This window comes from Zoogloea sp. LCSB751, assembly GCF_002028455.1.
Lineage (GTDB): Bacteria > Pseudomonadota > Gammaproteobacteria > Burkholderiales > Rhodocyclaceae > Zoogloea.
Genome location: NZ_MWUM01000003.1, coordinates 200,280 through 215,995 on the forward strand (window position 1 = coordinate 200,280; position 15,716 = coordinate 215,995).

Sequence of the window (15,716 nt, forward strand, 5' to 3'; positions counted from 1 at the left end):
GCGTCGCCAGCCGGGCCGGCGCATCCGCTACACTTCCGCCGTCATCCACCGATACGCGCTCAACTCCCATGTCCTACGCCCCTTTCATCAAGGAGATCGGCCGCGGGCCGAAAGGCTCCAAACCCCTCACCATCGACCAGGCCGAAGCCCTGTTCGGCGACATGCTGGACGGCCGCGTGCCTGACCTCGAACTGGGCGCCATCATCCTGTCGATGCGCATCAAGGCCGAATCCCCCGACGAGTTGCTGGGCTTTCAGCGCGCTCTCGACGCCCGCACAACCCACGTCCGCGTCCCGGCCGGCCCCCGCGTGGTCGTGCTGCCCACCTACAACGGCGCCCGCCGGCAGGCCAACCTGATGCCCCTGCTGGCCCTGCTGCTGGCGCGGGAAGGCGTCCCGGTGCTGATCCAGGGTCGCCATGACTTCGACAGCCGGGTCAGCCCCTTCGAACTGCTGGCCGCGCTCGACATCCACCCGGCGGCGAACATCGCCGATGCCGAGGCCCAGCTCGCCGACAGCCATCTGGCCTGCCTGCCGCTGGAAATCCTCGCGCCCGGGCTGGCGCCGCTGCTCGCCCTGCGCCCGCGCCTCGGCGTGCGCAACAGCGGCCACACCCTGGCCAAGCTGCTCGATCCGGCGCCGGGCCACAGCGTGCGAGTCGCATCGATGACTCACCCGGAGTACCTGGAGCGCATCCACCAGCACCTGGTCGCCACCGGCGGCGTATCGATGCTGCTGCGCGGCACCGAGGGTGAAGCCTTCGCCAATCCGCGCCGCCGGCCGCGACTGGAAGTCTTCGTGAACGGCAGCGCGCAGGTCGCCTTCCCGGCCGAGGAGGGCGGCGCACCGCCGGTCGAAGGGCGCGCCGACGATCCGGAAGTGACCGCCAACGCCGCGCTGATCCGCGCCATGCTGTCCGGAGAGGTCGCGATACCCCAGCCCATCCTCGATCAGGTCGGCGCCCTGCGGGAACTCAGCCGCGTCCCCCGCCAGCAGCGCGGATCGGAGAGCGGCACAGGCAAGCGTTGACCTTTCCGGCTCCCGTGCTTAAATCCAAAGGCCATGCCAAAGCAATGTAACGGACGGCTGCCCGGCCGATACCGGCATGGCCCAGACAACCACATGCGGGAGAAGAATCATGGCCAAGAAAGCCTTGTGCATCGGCATCAACGACTATCCGGGCACCCAGAATGACCTGAGCGGCTGTGTCAATGACGCCACCGACTGGGCCGCCGGACTCGCCGCGCGCGGCTTTGCGGTCACCAAATTGCTCGACGCTCAGGCTACCAAGGCCGCCATGCTGGGCGCCATGACCGACCTGATCGGCGGCGCGGCCAAGGGCGACTCGCTCATCATCACTTACTCCGGCCACGGCACCTGGGTGCCGGACCAGAACGGCGACGAACCGGACGGCCGCGACGAGGGCTTGTGCCCGTGGGACATCGGTTCGGGCAACGTGCTGCTGGACGACGAGATCGCACCAATCTTCACCCACCACGCCACCGGCGTACGGGTGGTGCTGATTTCCGACAGCTGCCATTCGGGTAGCGTCACCCGCGGCAACTCGCTCGACCTCGACCCAGGCCTGCCCCGCGCCCGCTTCCTGCCTCCCGAGGCATGGATGAAGGCCGCCGACCTGCCGGCCCCCCGCGTCGCCAAGCTGCCCACCTCTGGCGGCCTGTCGCGCAGCGGCGGCGACCTGCTGCTGGCCGGCTGTACCGACAGCCAGTTCAGCTGGGACACCAGCTTCAAGGGCCGACCGAACGGGGCCTTCACCTACTATGCGCTGAAGGCGCTGGCCTCGCTGCCGGCCTCCGCCAGCTACCAGGACTGGTTCAAGAAGATCACGCCGGGCTTCCTGCCGACCAACCAGCTGCCGCAGAACCCGCAGATCTTCGGCACCCGGACGGCTCGATCCTGGAAGGTGTTCTCCTGAGCAGCGACCTTCCACGACCTTACGCCGAGGCGGCCACGCCCACTCCTGGTGCGCGGCAGCCTCGGTCGCACCATTTTGACGCCGCGCTGCCACCCTTTGGTGCGCGGGTCTGGCTCTGCGCAAGGAAAACAGCGACTTAGGCGGATGGCACGACGCTTGCTGGACCCTGTCCACCAAAGGAGTCGTGATGGCAGAAACCAAATCCACCTGTTGTTACTGCGGCGTCGGCTGCGGTGTCGTAATCGAACATGAAGCCGGTCGCATCACCGGCGTCCGAGGCGACCCGGACCATCCGGCCAATTTCGGCCGCCTGTGCACCAAGGGTTCCACGCTGCACCTGACCGCCGCGCCTGAAACCCAGGTTACCCGCGCCCTGTATCCGGAGCTGCGCACCGATCGCAGCAGCGCCCGCCAGCGCGTGAGCTGGGATGCGGCCCTCGACACGGCCGCCGCACGCTTCGCCGCGATCATCGCCGAACACGGCCCCGACGCGGTCGCCATCTATGGCGCCGGCCAGTTGCTGACCGAGGACTACTACGTCTTCAACAAGCTGATGAAGGGCCTCATCGGCAGCAACAACCTCGACACGAACTCCCGCCTGTGCATGTCCAGCGCGGTGGCCGGCTACAAGCTGAGCCTGGGCGCCGACGCGCCGCCGTGCAGCTACGCGGACATCGCCCACGCTCGCGCGCTGTTCATCACCGGCAGCAACACCGCCTTCGCGCACCCGATCGCCTTCCGCCGCGTCGAGGACGCCCGCAAGGCCAACCCGGACATGAAGCTGGTCGTCATCGACCCGCGCCGCACCGACACAGCAGAAGCCTCCGACCTGCACCTGGCCCTGCTGCCCGGCACCGACATCGCGCTGTACAACGCGATGCTCCACGTGATGCTGTGGGAAGGCTGGGTGGACCGGAACTACATCGACGCCCATACCGAAGGCTTCGACGCGCTGAAGAAGACCGTCCGCGAATACACCCCGGCGATGGCGGCCACAATCTGCGGACTGGACAAGAAGCGCATCGAGGAAGCGGCGCAGATCTTCGCAACCTCGAAGGCCACGATGTCCATGTACTGCCAGGGGCTCAACCAGTTCTCCTTCGGCACCCACAACAATTCGGCGCTGATCAACCTGCACCTGGCCAGCGGCCAGATCGGCCGCCCCGGCGCCGGCCCCTTCTCGCTGACCGGCCAGCCCAACGCGATGGGCGGCCGCGAAGTCGGCGGCCTGGCCAACCTGTTGTCCGCCCACCGGGACATGGCCAACCCCGAGCACCGCGCCGAAGTCGCCGCCCTGTGGGGCGTGGACAGCGTGCCCGACAAACCGGGCAAGAGCGCTGTCGAACTGTTCCGCGCACTGAAGTCCGGCGAAGTGAAGGCAGTATGGATCGCCTGCACGAACCCGGCCCAGTCCATGCCAGACCAGGCCCTGATCCATGAAGCCCTGCAGGCCGCCGAATTCGTCGTGGTGCAGGAAGCCTTCAGCCACACCGAAACCTGCGCTTACGCCGATCTGCTGCTACCCGCCACCACGTGGGGCGAGAAGGACGGCACCGTCACCAACTCGGAACGGACCATCAGCCGCGTCCGACCCGCCGTGTCCGCGCCGGGCGAGGCCCGCCACGATTGGGCGATCGTGGTGGACTTCGCCCGGCGTCTGGGCGCCCACCTCGGCAAGGGCGAGCTAGCCGCCCGCATGTTCCCCTACGCCAAACCGGAAGAGATCTGGAACGAGCACCGGGAATCCACCCGTGGCCGTGACCTGGACATCACCGGCCTGAGCTATGCGACGCTAGAGCACGTCGGCCCCCAGCAGTGGCCCTTCCCCGAAGGCGCCAGCCAGGGCAAGGTCAGGCTCTACGAGGACGGCGTCTTCCCGACCCCGTCCGGCAAGGCCCGCTTCGTCGTCACCGAACACCGCATCACCGCCGAATCGCCGAGCGCCCGCTACCCCCTGCACCTCAACACCGGGCGCCTGCGCGACCAGTGGCACGGCATGAGCCGCACCGGCCTGGTGGCCCGCCTGTACAGCCATGAACCGGAGCCCATGCTGCACATGCACAAGGACGACATGGAGCGCCGCAGCCTCGCCACCGGCGATCTGGTCAAGGTCAAGAGCCGGCGCGGTGAAGTGGTGCTGAAGGTCCTCGAATCGGCTACCCTGCGCCCCGGCCAGTGCTTCGTCCCGATGCACTGGGGCGGCAACACGATGGGCGGCCAGGGCGTCAATGTGCTGCTGCCCGGCGATTTCGACCCCTACTCGAAGCAGCCCGAACTCAAGCACGCCGCCGTGCAGGTAGAGAAATACACCGCCGGCAAGACCCTCGTGGCGATGCGGCGCACCGAACTGGGCGAGGACGGACAACTCCATCCCAACCCACTGACGGTCATGGAAGGCCTGCGCCGCTGGCTACCGCACTTCCCCTACGCCAGCCTGACCCTCGCCGGACGCACCGCGCCGGTAGTGGTGCTGAAAGCCCGCGGCGAAGAATTGGAACCGGCGCTGCTTGAGGCCCTGGACAAGGAGCTGGCCCTCGACGACCCGACCAAGGTGCTGTCCTACCAGGACAGCCGCAAGGACATTGCCAAGCGCGCGCTTGTGGAGGGCGATTCGCTCACCGCGGTGCGTCTGGCCGGCGAGACCAAGGCCGCCGAATGGCTGGCCGACATGATGGTGCAGGGGCACTCGGCCGCCGCCGTGCGCCAGTGGCTGCTGGCGCCGCTGACCCAGCCTCCGGCCGGCCAGGCCGCCCGCGGCAAGGTGATCTGCAACTGCTTCGACGTGGCGGAGGACGACATCCTGGCCGCCTTCCAGTCCGGCGAGTCCCTCGAAGCCCTGCAGACCCGCACCAGATGCGGCACCAACTGCGGCTCCTGCGTGCCCGAACTGAAACGCCTCCAGCAAGGCTGCGGGCACTGACCCCTGCCCCCTGGATGGCCCTCATGGGCCGTCCAGGGGCGCACGTCGCCTCTCCTCCGCCATCCGCTGCATCCGCACGCGGATAAATTTGCGCATACCCCGCAAAACTCAGCCTATATAATGCGGCTTCCGGTAACAAAAGCCGAGCTACTCGGTAAAAGCCTGCGGCGGTCGGCTTCGTTTTCACGACAGGCACGCCAGCAGCATCTGTTTGGGGAATATTTTGCGTACTCAAGAACGCCTGCTGTCCTTGCTCGACCACGTACTCAGCCTGAACGGCCGAGCCTTGTCCTTCACCCGTGACACGGCCCTTCTCGGCAGCGTCCCGGAACTCGATTCCATGGCCGTCGTCGCCGTCCTTACGGCCCTGGAAGAGCAATTCGGCTTCGTGGCCGATGACGATGAAATCGACGGCAGCACTTTCGCCTCTGTCGGCAGCCTGCTCGATTTCGTCGAATCCAAGATCGGCGCCTGATTCATCAGTCATGTGCAGGTGCTCCCCGTGCACCTGCACATTTCTTCACGCCAGCATTTTTCTGACTCTGGCATACTCGCGCCTCGATCAACATAAGCATAAAGTCGCCTCGCATGCTTTTTCCAATTCCTGGCGTGGAACGGAACGAACACGGCAAACCACTCATCGGCCTCGATGACGCCAGCCTGTACGCATTCGGACACCTGCTGCGCAGCACCGAGCAGTTGATCCTGGACCTGTTCAGCCGGGGCTTGCTGTCAGGCACGACCCATACCTGTATCGGCCAGGAGCTGTGCCAGATGGCGGTGGTTCGCGCCCTCGACCACGAGGACGACGCGGTACTATCCAACCACCGCAATCACGGCCACTACATGACCTACTCGGGGGATTTCCTCGGGCTGGTGGCCGAGGTGATGGGACGCAAGGCCGGCGTTTGCGGCGGCTATGGCGGCAGCCAGCATATCGCCTACCGGCATTTCCACAGCAACGGCATTCAGGCCGGCATGACCGGCATCGGCGCAGGGCTCGCTCTGGCGCGCAAGCGCAAGGACTCCCCGGGCATCGTCACAATCATGGTCGGTGACGGCACGCTGGGTGAGGGCCTGCTGTACGAGAGCATGAACCTCGCGTCCATCTGGAATTGCCGGGTGCTCTTCGTCGTCGAGAACAACGGCATCGCCCAGACCACCTACACCTCCGAGACACTTGGCGGCTCCATCGAAGCACGCGGCCAGGCCTTCGGACTGCAGACCTGGCGCCTGAACGACGCAGACCCGGAGTTCAGCGCATCGGTCGCCCGGGTGGTGGCCCAGGTGCGCGAGTCCGGACGGGCCGGCATGCTGGTCATCGACACCCGGCGCCTCGGCCCCCACAGCAAGGGTGACGACCTGCGCGCCGACGACGAGAAAGCCGCGATCGCGGCACGCGATCCGCTCGCCGCAATCGGCCGCCGTCTTGCCGATAGCGAACGGGAGGCGATCGAAGCGCGCAACACCGTCTTCCTGGCCCGCATCGAGGCGGAAGCGCTGGCCTCCCCGGAAGCCAGCTTCGACGCGCAACGCCTGCACACCTTCAGCCCGGTCAGCACGACGCGCATCGGCTCCCTCCAGCCGGCCAAGGCATCGAACGTCCGGCTCGCCATCAACCAGGCGCTGCGCACACTGCTGGGCGGCGACGAACGGGTGCTGCTGATCGGCGAGGATCTCCACGAACCCTATGGCGGCGCCTTCAAGGTCAGCGCCGGCCTGTCCGGCGACTTCGCCGGCCGGGTCATCTCCACGCCGATCAGCGAAGCGGGCATCACCGGCGCCAGCATCGGCCTGGCCCTAGACGGCGAGCGGCCGATCCTCGAGATCATGTTCGCCGACTTCCTGACCCTGTGCATGGACCAGCTCTACAACCATGCGGTGAAGTTCCCGGGCATGTTCGAGGACGTTAAAGTACCGCTGCTGATCCGCACGCCAGCTGGAGGACGGCGCGGCTACGGGCCGACCCACAGCCAGAACCCGGAAAACCTGTTCGTTTCGGTCCCCGGCCTCACCGTCCTGTTCGGCAGCCACCGCCACAACGTGGGGCAGCTGCTGGTGGATGCCGTCCAACGCTGGCCCAATCCCACCGTCTTCCTAGAGCACAAGCTGCTATACGGCGAAGCCCAGGATCCGGCGGACTACGAGCTCGTTGCAGCCAGCCCGGAGGACCAGGGCGCCGACCTGTTCCCCACCCTGCGCCGCGGCGCCGATGCACCGGACGTCACGCTGCTGTCCTTCGGCGGCATGCTGCCCGTCGTCGAGCGTGCCGCGAAACAACTGGAAGAACAGGAAGAGCTGGCCGTCGAGATCGTCGCACCGGCCTTGCTTGCACCGCTTCCCCGCGGCACCTTGCTCGACGCCCTGCTGGATCGTCCGCGCATCGTCGTGGTCGAGGAATCCCACCACGAATTCGGCGTCAGCGCCGAGATCCTGGCCATGCTCGCCGAGGCCGGCTTCACCGGCCAGGTGCTCCGTGTCGGCCTGGCGCCGGTGCCCATAGCCTCCGCCCGCAGCCTGGAACGGGAACAGATCCCGGACGAGCAGATGATTGTCGCCAGCGTGCTCGATCTCATCTGAGCCGCCCCAGAGATTTCCGAGGAACAAGATGGCCGTTTCCATTCACGCACCGCGTATCAACAACAATGACGACCAGGTCAAGCTGATCGCCCTCGACGTGGCCATTGGCCAAAAGGTCGACCGCGGCGCAGTCATCGGCCAGGTCGAGACCGACAAGGCCGTGGTCGATATCGAAGCGCCGGCCGAAGGCTACGTCATCGGCCTGCAGGCCGAGGTCGACACGATGGTCGAGGTGGGCAGCATTCTCGTCTGGCTCGGCGAAAGCGCCGATGAAGTCGTGCCTGCCGCAGCGGCGGTCGAGACGCGGGCTGGCCAGGCATCCGGTGCGCCAACCGCCAAGGCCCGCCTCCTCCTGAAACGCCATGGACTCACCGCCGACCAGGTTCCGGCCGCCGGGGAACGCCTGACTGCCGAAGACGTGGAGCACTACGTCGCCGGCAAGGGCGGCAGGACCGCCCAGGCCTCCGGCAGCCCGGTGGCCACACGCATCGACCGTTTGCCGGACGTACCGGGCGCCCTGCGTCCGCTCCGCCCGGATGAACGCGGCATGGTCAACACCGTCAGCTGGAGCCGTGATTTCGCTGTCCCCGGCTACATCGAGCTCGAATATGACCCGCAGCCGTGGGATGCCTACGCCAAGGATTACGCCGATCGCCATCGCCTGATGCTGAGTCCGCTGCTGTCCCTGATGGCCTGGCGCCTGGTCGAGCTGGCCCGCGAGACGCCGGCCCTCAACGCCACCCATGTCGGCGAACAGCGCTACGAGTACGGCGAGATCAATCTCGGTTTCACCGTCCAGGCCGGCGAGACGCTGTATCTCACCGTCTTGCGCAACGCCGACACCCTCGACGAGAGCGGTTTCGTGAATGCACAGGGCGACATCCAGCGCCGCGCAGCCGGTCACCGGCTCGTCCCGGCCGAGCTGCAGGGCGCCACGATTTCATTCTCCAGCATGGCCCGCTGGAAGGTCAGCCGCCACATCCCCATTCTTCCGCCGCACACCGCGCTGATGGTGGCCCACGCCGTGTCCGCCGACGGTCGCCACGTGCTGGGCGCCACCTACGATCACCGGGTCCTGAACGGCTTCCAGGTGGTCAATACCCTGCGCAAGCTTTCCAAGCCGGCCGTCCCCGACCGCAAGAAGGAAAATACTCAATGAGCCTCAACCAAGCCGCCATCGAAGATGCCATCAAGCAGAAGCTGATCCAGATCTGCGAAACCCTCGGCGAAGACGCCAGCGACCTGGCCCACGACGAACTGATTCCCGCCTCCGGCCTGATCGACTCGGCGGGTCTGCTGGAGTTGCTGATGTGGTACGAAAGCCATTTTGCAATCCCGCTGAAACCTGAAGAGATCACCATCGACAATCTCGGCTCCATCGCCCTGATGGCGGAATACGTCATCAAACGCAAGGGCCAGGCCTGATTTCCCCATCGCGATGAATGCCCCTTTTCCCGCGGGCGCGCCGACGCAAGCCGCCATCGACGTCGTCCCCTTCTTCCTCGATACCCCGGGAGGACGCATCTTTGTGTTGCACCACACGCTGCCCGCAGCCCGCGGACACGTGCTGTGCGTCCCGTCCTTCAATGAGGAGATGAACCGCTGCCGCAGCATGGTCACACTACAGGCCCAGGCTTTCGCAGGGCTCGGTTTTGGCACCCTGGTCATCGACCCCTTCGGGACCGGCGACAGCGACGGCGATTACGGGGATGCACGCTGGGAGTCCTGGCTGGAGAACATTGGGGCCGCGGTCGACTGGCTCGACGAACGGGAAGGCTGCGCAGTGCTCCTCGGTATCCGGACTGGCGCGCTGCTGGCCGCCGAATGGCTTCACGACAAGGCGCCGGCATCGCGTCCCGCGTTGATTGCCTGGCAGCCCGTGACCGACGGCAAGCAGTACTTCACGCAGTTCCTGCGCATGCGCATTGCCGCCAACATGGACCGCAGCGACCTGCCCAAGGAGACCACTGCCAGCATGCGCGAGCAGCTGGCAGCCGGCACTCCTGTGGAAGTCGGCGGCTACGAGATACACCCTGAGCTGGCCAAGGCCTTGGACAGCCGCAAACTCGCCGACTTTCCGCCCCCGGCCGATACCGCCACACTCTGGCTCGAGCAGATCGTGCCCGGTGGCAGCGTGCCCTCCGCGGCCGGAGAGCGCGTGCTGAGTACCTGGCAGGCTGCGGGAGTGCAAACGGAAGTCCAGGGCTTCGATGGGCAGGCCTTCTGGCAGCTTCATGAGCGGGCCCTCGCCCCCGAGGCCATCCGCCTGACGACCGAATGGCTCAGGGCGAAGGCAGGAACGACATGAACGAACGCGCGATACGTTTCGACTGCCACGGCGCTCCGCTGGTCGGCATCTTTCATCCGTCTGCCAATCCGGCGGCCCGACGCGGCGTCCTGATGGTGGTCGGCGGGGGTCCCCAATACCGCGTTGGCGGGCACCGACAGCTCGTTCTGTGGGCGCGCAAGCTCTCTTCAGAGGGCTTTCCGGTTTTGCGTTTCGACTACCGTGGCATGGGTGACAGTCATGGTGAGTTCCTCGGTTTCGAAGACGCCGACGATGACATCCAGACCGGCATCGACCAGTTGCTCAAGGAAGCCCCCGGGCTCGACGAGATCATCCTGTGGGGCGAATGCGACGCCGCTGCAGCGATCCTGTTCTACGCCTACCGGGATCCCCGCGTGAAGGGTCTGGTGCTGCTCAACCCGTGGGCCCGCACGGAGGCGGGTCAGGCCAAGACCGTGCTGCGCCACTACTACCTCAACCGCATCATGCAGCCCAGCTTCTGGCGCAAGGTGTTCAGCTTCCAGTTCAACATCCTCGACTCGGTGCGCTCTGCCATTCCGCTGATCGCCGCCGCAAAAGGTGCTTCGGGCAAGAACAGCGATGTAGCAGCGGATCCGTTCGCCCCCCTGCCCCGCAGTGCCTCGCTACCCGACCGGTTGTATACGGGCTTCAACCGCTTCAAGGGGCCGGTCATGCTGGTCATGAGCGGACGCGATTTCATCGCCAAGGAATTCGACGACCTCATTCGGGACTCCGCCCCCTGGCAAACGGCCATCGCCGCCAAACCCACAACGCGCTTCGACTTGAAGGACGGCGACCATACCTTTTCGTCACGGGAATGGCGTGACCAGGTCGTCAGCTGGAGCCTGGGCTGGCTGCGCGGACACTGATTCCATCTCTCTCATCTTTCATGGCCAGACCGATTATCGAGCCGGTGACCGAGCAGAACCTGCCGGAATTCGCCGAATTTCTCTACGCCAACCTGAGCAAGGATCGCAGCCCGGCCGAATGGCAACAGGCACTGCGCGTCGGCTGGGACCCGGAACGCCCCAACTTCGGCTTCCTGATGCGCGACGAGGGTCGCATCGCCGGCGGTATCGGTGCCATCTATGCGCAGCGGCGCGTCAACGGTCGTGAGGAGCGCTTCTGCAACATCACCAGCTGGTGCGTGCTCGATGCCTACCGCAAGCAGAGCATGCGGTTGGCGATGGCCATCGTCGAACAGCCCGGTTATCACTTCACCGACTTTTCGCCGACCGAGGTCGTCGGTGGAGTCCTGCGCTTCCTCAAGTTCAAACCGATCGACGAACGTCAGACCGTCATACTGAACCTGCCCCGCCTGCTGGCCAGTGGTCGCGTGATCACCGAAGCAGCGAAGATCGAGGCCACGCTACAGGGCGACGCCCGGCAGGCTTATCGTGACAACGCTGGCTTTCCCTGGCTCACGCACCTCATCGTCGGCTCCGGTACGTCCTGGTGCCACGTGATTTACAAGCGCTGGACATTCAAGGGTTTGCCGGCAGCCCGCATCATCCACGTCGGAGACCCCGAAGTCTTCAGTCGGCATGTGGGGCGCCTGACCACCCATTTCCTGTTCAACGGGATCGTCAGCACCCATGTGGACACCCGGCACCTGCGCTGCGACGTGTCCCCCTCCAGAATTCGTTCCGGCTTCAACGCTAAGCTGTACCTCAGCCCGAGCCTCCAGGAGCCGGACATCGACTATCTCTACTCCGAGACGGTCGCCATGAATCTCTAATGGAACGGCCCCATGACCGACAAGCGCATCCTGATGGTCGCCTTCCACTATCCCCCCGTCCGGGTCAGTAGTGGCATTCAACGTACCCTGAAATTTTCTGCCTATCTCAGGGATCATGGCTGGGAGCCAATGATCCTGACCATCTCGCCACGCGCCTATGAAATGGTCAGCGATGACCAGATGAAGGAGATTCCCGACGGGATGATCGTCGAGCGCGCCTTCGGGCTGAATACACAGCGCCATCTGTCGATCAAGGGGCGGTATCTGCGCTGGATGGCGCAACCCGATCGCTGGGCCAGTTGGTGGCCGATGGGCGTCCTGACGGGGCTGCGCATGATCCGCAAGTACCGGCCGAAGGCCATCATGGCGACCTATCCGATCGCTACGTCCCACTGGATCGGCCTGACCCTCCACCGGTTGACGGGCCTCCCCTTCGTGGCCGATTTCCGGGATGCGATGACGGAGCCGGATTATCCGCGCGACCCGGTCACCTGGAAGGTGCACCGCCGACTGGAGAAGGCTCTTGTCACCCACTGCACCAAGGCCATCTTCACCACCCAGGGCACCCTGGACATGTACGCGGAACGCTACCCGGAGATTCCATCCTCCCGCTGGGCAATCATCGAAAACGGCTTCGACGAAGAGAACTTCAAGGATGCTGAAACCGGCCTCGATCGGCACCGGCTTGGCGCAGAAGGACAGCTGGTTCTGGTCCACAGCGGCATCCTTTATCCGCAGGAGCGGGATCCACGCCCCTTCTTCACAGCACTCCAGAGTCTCAAGCAGGCTGGGGAAATCAGCGCGGCAACCCTGAAGGTCGTACTCCGCGCAACGGGCACCGACGACCTCTACCGCAAGATGATCGCCGATTACGGGATCGAAGATCTTGTCAGCATCGAACCCACCATCGCATACCGGTCGGCCCTGCAGGAGATGCTGCGTGCAGATGGACTGCTGTTGATGCAGGCATCCATCTGCAATCACCAGATTCCAGCGAAATTGTACGAGTACGCCCGCGCCGGACAGCCCATCCTGGGCCTGACGGATTTCGCTGGCAACACCGCCCATCTTCTCCGCGAACTCGGCTGTACCCACATCGCGGATATCGCCGACGCGGAATCGATCCGCGGCACCCTGCGTAGCTTCATAACCGCATGGCAATCGGGACAGCTCAACGGAGTCCGCCGTGAGTTGGCCGATACCTGCTCCCGACGCTCACGCACCGAGGAACTGGCGCGCCTGCTGGAGTCGATAAGCCGCTGAACGGCATCCCACGCATGCCCGTGTCCAAATGTGCAGGACGAACGATGGGCTTGCGCTAGACTCGTTGCTAAAACTGGCCAATAGCCCCTTTGTCATAGGCATCCGAAATAGAGTCCCCCGCAAAGATGACCACGACGCTACTTCACGAACTCATCAGTGCCTCCTCCGAGCGTAGCCCGGAGGCTGCAGCCCTCGGTACGAGAAACCTGACCCTCTCCTATGGCGAGCTCGAGGCCAGCGTACGCGCCTTTGCATCAGGCTTGATGGCCCTCGGCCTCGAGCGGGGCGAGCGGATCGGGATCTTTCTCGACAAGCAGATCGAAACTGTCGTCGCCAGCTTTGGTACGGCCCGCGCGGGCTGTGCCTTCGTGCCGGTCAATCCGATCCTCAAGGGCGAACAGGTCATGCATATCCTGCGGGACTGCAACGCCCGCCTGCTGGTGACCTCGGCTGAGCGCCTGCCCCTGCTGGTGGATGCCCTGCCCCACTGCCATGACCTGCGCCACGTGGTTCTGACTACCCGGCCAGCCGCAGCGCTCACCCTGCCGGGCGTAAACGTCGTGCAATGGGACGAGTTGCTCGCCGCTCCGTCGCAGCCGGGCCACCGGATCATCGACACCGATCTGCTGTCCATTCTGTACACTTCCGGCAGCACCGGGCGTCCGAAAGGAGTCGTGCTGTCCCACCGCAACATGGTTGCAGGTGCCAAGAGCGTGGCCAGCTATCTCGGCAACAATCCGGACGACACCCTGCTTGCAGCCCTGCCCCTGTCCTTCGATGCGGGCTTCTCCCAGCTCACCACCGCCTTCCATAGCGGCGCCAAGGTCGTGCTGCTGAACTACCTGCTGCCCCAGGACGTACTCAAGGCGGTCGTCAGGGAAAAAATCACCGGCTTGACTGCCGTGCCGCCGCTGTACATTCAGCTGGCCCAGCTGAAGTGGCCCGCCGAGGTCACCGAGCATCTACGCTATTTCGCCAACACCGGCGGACGCATGCCGCTCGAGACCCTCAAGCTGCTCCGCGGGCAGCTGCCCAAGACTCAGCCCTTCCTTATGTACGGTCTCACCGAAGCATTCCGCGCGACCTATCTTCCGCCAGATCAGGCCGATAGCCGGCCTGACTCGATCGGCAAGGCCATACCCAATGCAGAGGTAATGGTGTTGCGGGAAGATGGATCGGAATGCAGCCCTAATGAACCTGGCGAGCTGGTCCAACGTGGTGCGCTGGTTGCCTTGGGCTACTGGAACGACCCGGACAAGACGGCCGAACGCTTCAAACCCCTTCCCAATACGGCCCCCGGACGCCAGGCGGGCTTCGTCCTGCCGGAAATCGCCGTGTTTTCGGGGGACACCGTCCGTCGTGACGAGGAAGGCTATCTCTACTTCATCGGCCGTCGCGACGAGATGATGAAAACCTCCGGCTACCGGGTCAGTCCCACCGAAGTCGAAGAGATCCTGTACAGCACCCAACTGGTTGGCGAATGCGTGGCATTCGGTGTGCCGCATCCCAGTCTCGGCCATTCCATCTGTGTCATCGCCACCGGCAAGGACTGTAGCCCGCTCGATAGCGCGGCGCTGCTGAATGAGTGCAAGCAACGCATGCCCGCCTACATGGTGCCCGCCGTCATCGAAGCGCGGGACGGCCCGCTCCCCCGCAATCCTAATGGCAAGATCGACCGCAAGACACTGTCTACCGAATTCGAAACGGCCCGCAAGGTACAGTAATGAGTGACGCAAGCCGCGACAAACCGGTCCACGTAGCGATGGACCAATTCCAGTCCGCTGATGGCGAGCTGTTGATCGGTGGCATCCCCCTGCGCCGCCTCGCTGAACGCGTGGGGCAGACTCCGTTCTATGCTTACGATCGCGGACTGTTGAGCCAACGCGTTGCCGAGCTACGTGGCGTCCTGCCTGCAGGCATCAAGATCCATTTCGCCATGAAGGCCAACCCGATGCCTGCCGTGGTGGACCACATGGCCCGTCTGGTCGACGGCATCGATGTGGCCTCTGGACGCGAACTCAAGATTGCCCTCGACAGCGGCACCAATCCCCGCGATATCAGCTTTGCCGGGCCGGGCAAGCGCCATGAGGAACTGCGCCAAGCTGTAGCTGCGGGCATTCTGATCAACGTCGAATCGTTCCGTGAGGTTGCCGAACTGGCCGCCATCCGCCAGGAGAGCGGCTGGCCGGTCCGCGTGGCCGTGCGTGTGAACCCGGACTTCGAACTGAAGAGCTCGGGCATGAAAATGGGCGGGGGCCCCAAGCAGTTCGGTGTCGACGCCGAAAAAGTGCCTGATCTGCTCGCGGACATCGGCCGAGCCGGACTTGCCTTCGAAGGCTTCCATCTTTTCGCAGGCTCGCAGAACCTCCGTCCCGACGCCATCATTGAAGCCCAGCGCAAGTGCTTCGATCTGGCAGTACGGCTCGCCGAAGATGCGCCAGCCCCCGTCAAATTCCTCAACCTCGGTGGTGGCTTCGGCATCCCGTATTTCCCCGGCGAGCAGCGTCTCGATCTGACAGCCATCGGCGCCAATCTCAAAGCCATCGAAGAAGAGGCGGCAAGCAAGTTTCCAGGCGCCGAGATCGTCATCGAACTGGGGCGCTACCTGGTCGGCGAGGCCGGAGTCTATGTCTGCAAGATCGTAGACCGGAAAGACTCCCGCGGACATACCTTCCTCGTGGCAGACGGTGGCCTTCATCACCACCTGTCCGCCTCCGGAAATTTCGGCCAGGTCATCCGCAAGAATTATCCCGTTGCCATTGGAGACCGCATGAGCGAGCCTACCGGGGAAACAGTCTCCATTGTCGGCCCCCTGTGCACACCACTCGATATTCTCGCAGACCGGATGCTTCTCCCCGATGCCCAGCCCGGCAACCTCGTCGTCATCTTTCAGTCTGGCGCCTACGGTGCCAGCGCTAGCCCGCAGACATTTCTGGACCATCCCCGGGTAGTCGAAATTCTGGTCTGAAGAA

13 protein-coding genes are annotated in these 15,716 nt (G+C 64.8%); all 13 read left to right on the forward strand.

Features of this window, described 5'->3' with window-relative positions; all coding sequences use genetic code 11:
* The first annotated feature begins 68 nt into the window (after positions 1-68).
* The 13 genes from ybiB (at position 69) to B4920_RS05475 (ending at position 15,712) form a co-directional block, all read left to right on the forward strand.
* Positions 69-1,028, forward strand: a complete 960-nt coding sequence (gene ybiB, locus B4920_RS05415) for a DNA-binding protein YbiB (protein ID WP_079433595.1) — start codon at positions 69-71, stop codon at positions 1,026-1,028.
* A gap of 109 nt (positions 1,029-1,137) precedes the next feature.
* Positions 1,138-1,935 carry a caspase family protein gene (locus B4920_RS05420; protein ID WP_079433596.1) on the forward strand — a complete coding sequence of 266 codons (798 nt, stop codon included), beginning with the start codon at positions 1,138-1,140 and terminating at the stop codon, positions 1,933-1,935.
* 187 nt (positions 1,936-2,122) lie between these two features.
* Positions 2,123-4,855 carry a nitrate reductase gene (locus B4920_RS05425; protein ID WP_079433597.1) on the forward strand — a complete coding sequence of 911 codons (2,733 nt, stop codon included), beginning with the start codon at positions 2,123-2,125 and terminating at the stop codon, positions 4,853-4,855.
* Positions 4,856-5,078: 223 nt separating this feature from the next.
* The gene (locus tag B4920_RS05430; RefSeq protein WP_079433598.1) at positions 5,079-5,330 is read left to right on the forward strand and encodes an acyl carrier protein; all 252 of its coding nucleotides are present in this window, start codon (positions 5,079-5,081) and stop codon (positions 5,328-5,330) included.
* A gap of 113 nt (positions 5,331-5,443) precedes the next feature.
* On the forward strand, positions 5,444-7,435 hold the full coding sequence (locus tag B4920_RS05435; protein WP_079433599.1) for an alpha-ketoacid dehydrogenase subunit alpha/beta: 1,992 nt from the start codon (positions 5,444-5,446) through the stop codon (positions 7,433-7,435).
* A 28-nt stretch (positions 7,436-7,463) separates the two neighbouring features.
* Positions 7,464-8,594 carry a 2-oxo acid dehydrogenase subunit E2 gene (locus tag B4920_RS05440; protein WP_079433600.1) on the forward strand — a complete coding sequence of 377 codons (1,131 nt, stop codon included), beginning with the start codon at positions 7,464-7,466 and terminating at the stop codon, positions 8,592-8,594.
* Entirely contained in the window at positions 8,591-8,860 is a 270-nt protein-coding gene (locus B4920_RS05445; protein ID WP_079433601.1) for a phosphopantetheine-binding protein, read from the forward strand. Before B4920_RS05440 ends, B4920_RS05445 begins: the two co-directional genes overlap by 4 nt.
* 13 nt (positions 8,861-8,873) lie before the next feature.
* Positions 8,874-9,743, forward strand: a complete 870-nt coding sequence (locus B4920_RS05450; protein ID WP_079433602.1) for a hydrolase 2, exosortase A system-associated — start codon at positions 8,874-8,876, stop codon at positions 9,741-9,743.
* The gene (locus B4920_RS05455; RefSeq protein ID WP_173862642.1) at positions 9,740-10,612 is read left to right on the forward strand and encodes a hydrolase 1, exosortase A system-associated; all 873 of its coding nucleotides are present in this window, start codon (positions 9,740-9,742) and stop codon (positions 10,610-10,612) included. The genes B4920_RS05450 and B4920_RS05455 overlap by 4 nt, the downstream gene beginning before the upstream one ends.
* 20 nt (positions 10,613-10,632) lie before the next feature.
* Positions 10,633-11,481 carry a hypothetical protein gene (locus tag B4920_RS05460; RefSeq protein WP_079433604.1) on the forward strand — a complete coding sequence of 283 codons (849 nt, stop codon included), beginning with the start codon at positions 10,633-10,635 and terminating at the stop codon, positions 11,479-11,481.
* A gap of 12 nt (positions 11,482-11,493) precedes the next feature.
* On the forward strand, positions 11,494-12,744 hold the full coding sequence (locus B4920_RS05465; protein WP_079433605.1) for a glycosyltransferase: 1,251 nt from the start codon (positions 11,494-11,496) through the stop codon (positions 12,742-12,744).
* A gap of 125 nt (positions 12,745-12,869) precedes the next feature.
* The gene (locus B4920_RS05470) at positions 12,870-14,468 is read left to right on the forward strand and encodes an acyl-CoA ligase (AMP-forming), exosortase A system-associated (RefSeq protein ID WP_079433606.1); all 1,599 of its coding nucleotides are present in this window, start codon (positions 12,870-12,872) and stop codon (positions 14,466-14,468) included.
* A complete protein-coding gene (locus B4920_RS05475; RefSeq protein ID WP_254050835.1) occupies positions 14,468-15,712 on the forward strand; it encodes a pyridoxal-dependent decarboxylase, exosortase A system-associated in 1,245 nt (414 codons plus the stop codon). Before B4920_RS05470 ends, B4920_RS05475 begins: the two co-directional genes overlap by 1 nt.
* Positions 15,713-15,716 lie beyond the last annotated feature (4 nt).

What these genes read in the sequence shown, in the direction of transcription:
- B4920_RS05440 (WP_079433600.1), top strand. Translation starts at nt 7,464, where the DNA reads ATGGCCGTTTCCATTCACGCACCGCGTATCAACAACAATGACGACCAG.
- B4920_RS05435 (WP_079433599.1), top strand. Translation starts at nt 5,444, where the DNA reads ATGCTTTTTCCAATTCCTGGCGTGGAACGGAACGAACACGGCAAACCA.
- ybiB (WP_079433595.1), top strand. Translation starts at nt 69, where the DNA reads ATGTCCTACGCCCCTTTCATCAAGGAGATCGGCCGCGGGCCGAAAGGC.
- B4920_RS05460 (WP_079433604.1), top strand. Translation starts at nt 10,633, where the DNA reads ATGGCCAGACCGATTATCGAGCCGGTGACCGAGCAGAACCTGCCGGAA.
- B4920_RS05470 (WP_079433606.1), top strand. Translation starts at nt 12,870, where the DNA reads ATGACCACGACGCTACTTCACGAACTCATCAGTGCCTCCTCCGAGCGT.
- B4920_RS05475 (WP_254050835.1), top strand. Translation starts at nt 14,468, where the DNA reads ATGAGTGACGCAAGCCGCGACAAACCGGTCCACGTAGCGATGGACCAA.
- B4920_RS05420 (WP_079433596.1), top strand. Translation starts at nt 1,138, where the DNA reads ATGGCCAAGAAAGCCTTGTGCATCGGCATCAACGACTATCCGGGCACC.
- B4920_RS05425 (WP_079433597.1), top strand. Translation starts at nt 2,123, where the DNA reads ATGGCAGAAACCAAATCCACCTGTTGTTACTGCGGCGTCGGCTGCGGT.
- B4920_RS05455 (WP_173862642.1), top strand. Translation starts at nt 9,740, where the DNA reads ATGAACGAACGCGCGATACGTTTCGACTGCCACGGCGCTCCGCTGGTC.
- B4920_RS05450 (WP_079433602.1), top strand. Translation starts at nt 8,874, where the DNA reads ATGAATGCCCCTTTTCCCGCGGGCGCGCCGACGCAAGCCGCCATCGAC.
- B4920_RS05465 (WP_079433605.1), top strand. Translation starts at nt 11,494, where the DNA reads ATGACCGACAAGCGCATCCTGATGGTCGCCTTCCACTATCCCCCCGTC.
- B4920_RS05445 (WP_079433601.1), top strand. Translation starts at nt 8,591, where the DNA reads ATGAGCCTCAACCAAGCCGCCATCGAAGATGCCATCAAGCAGAAGCTG.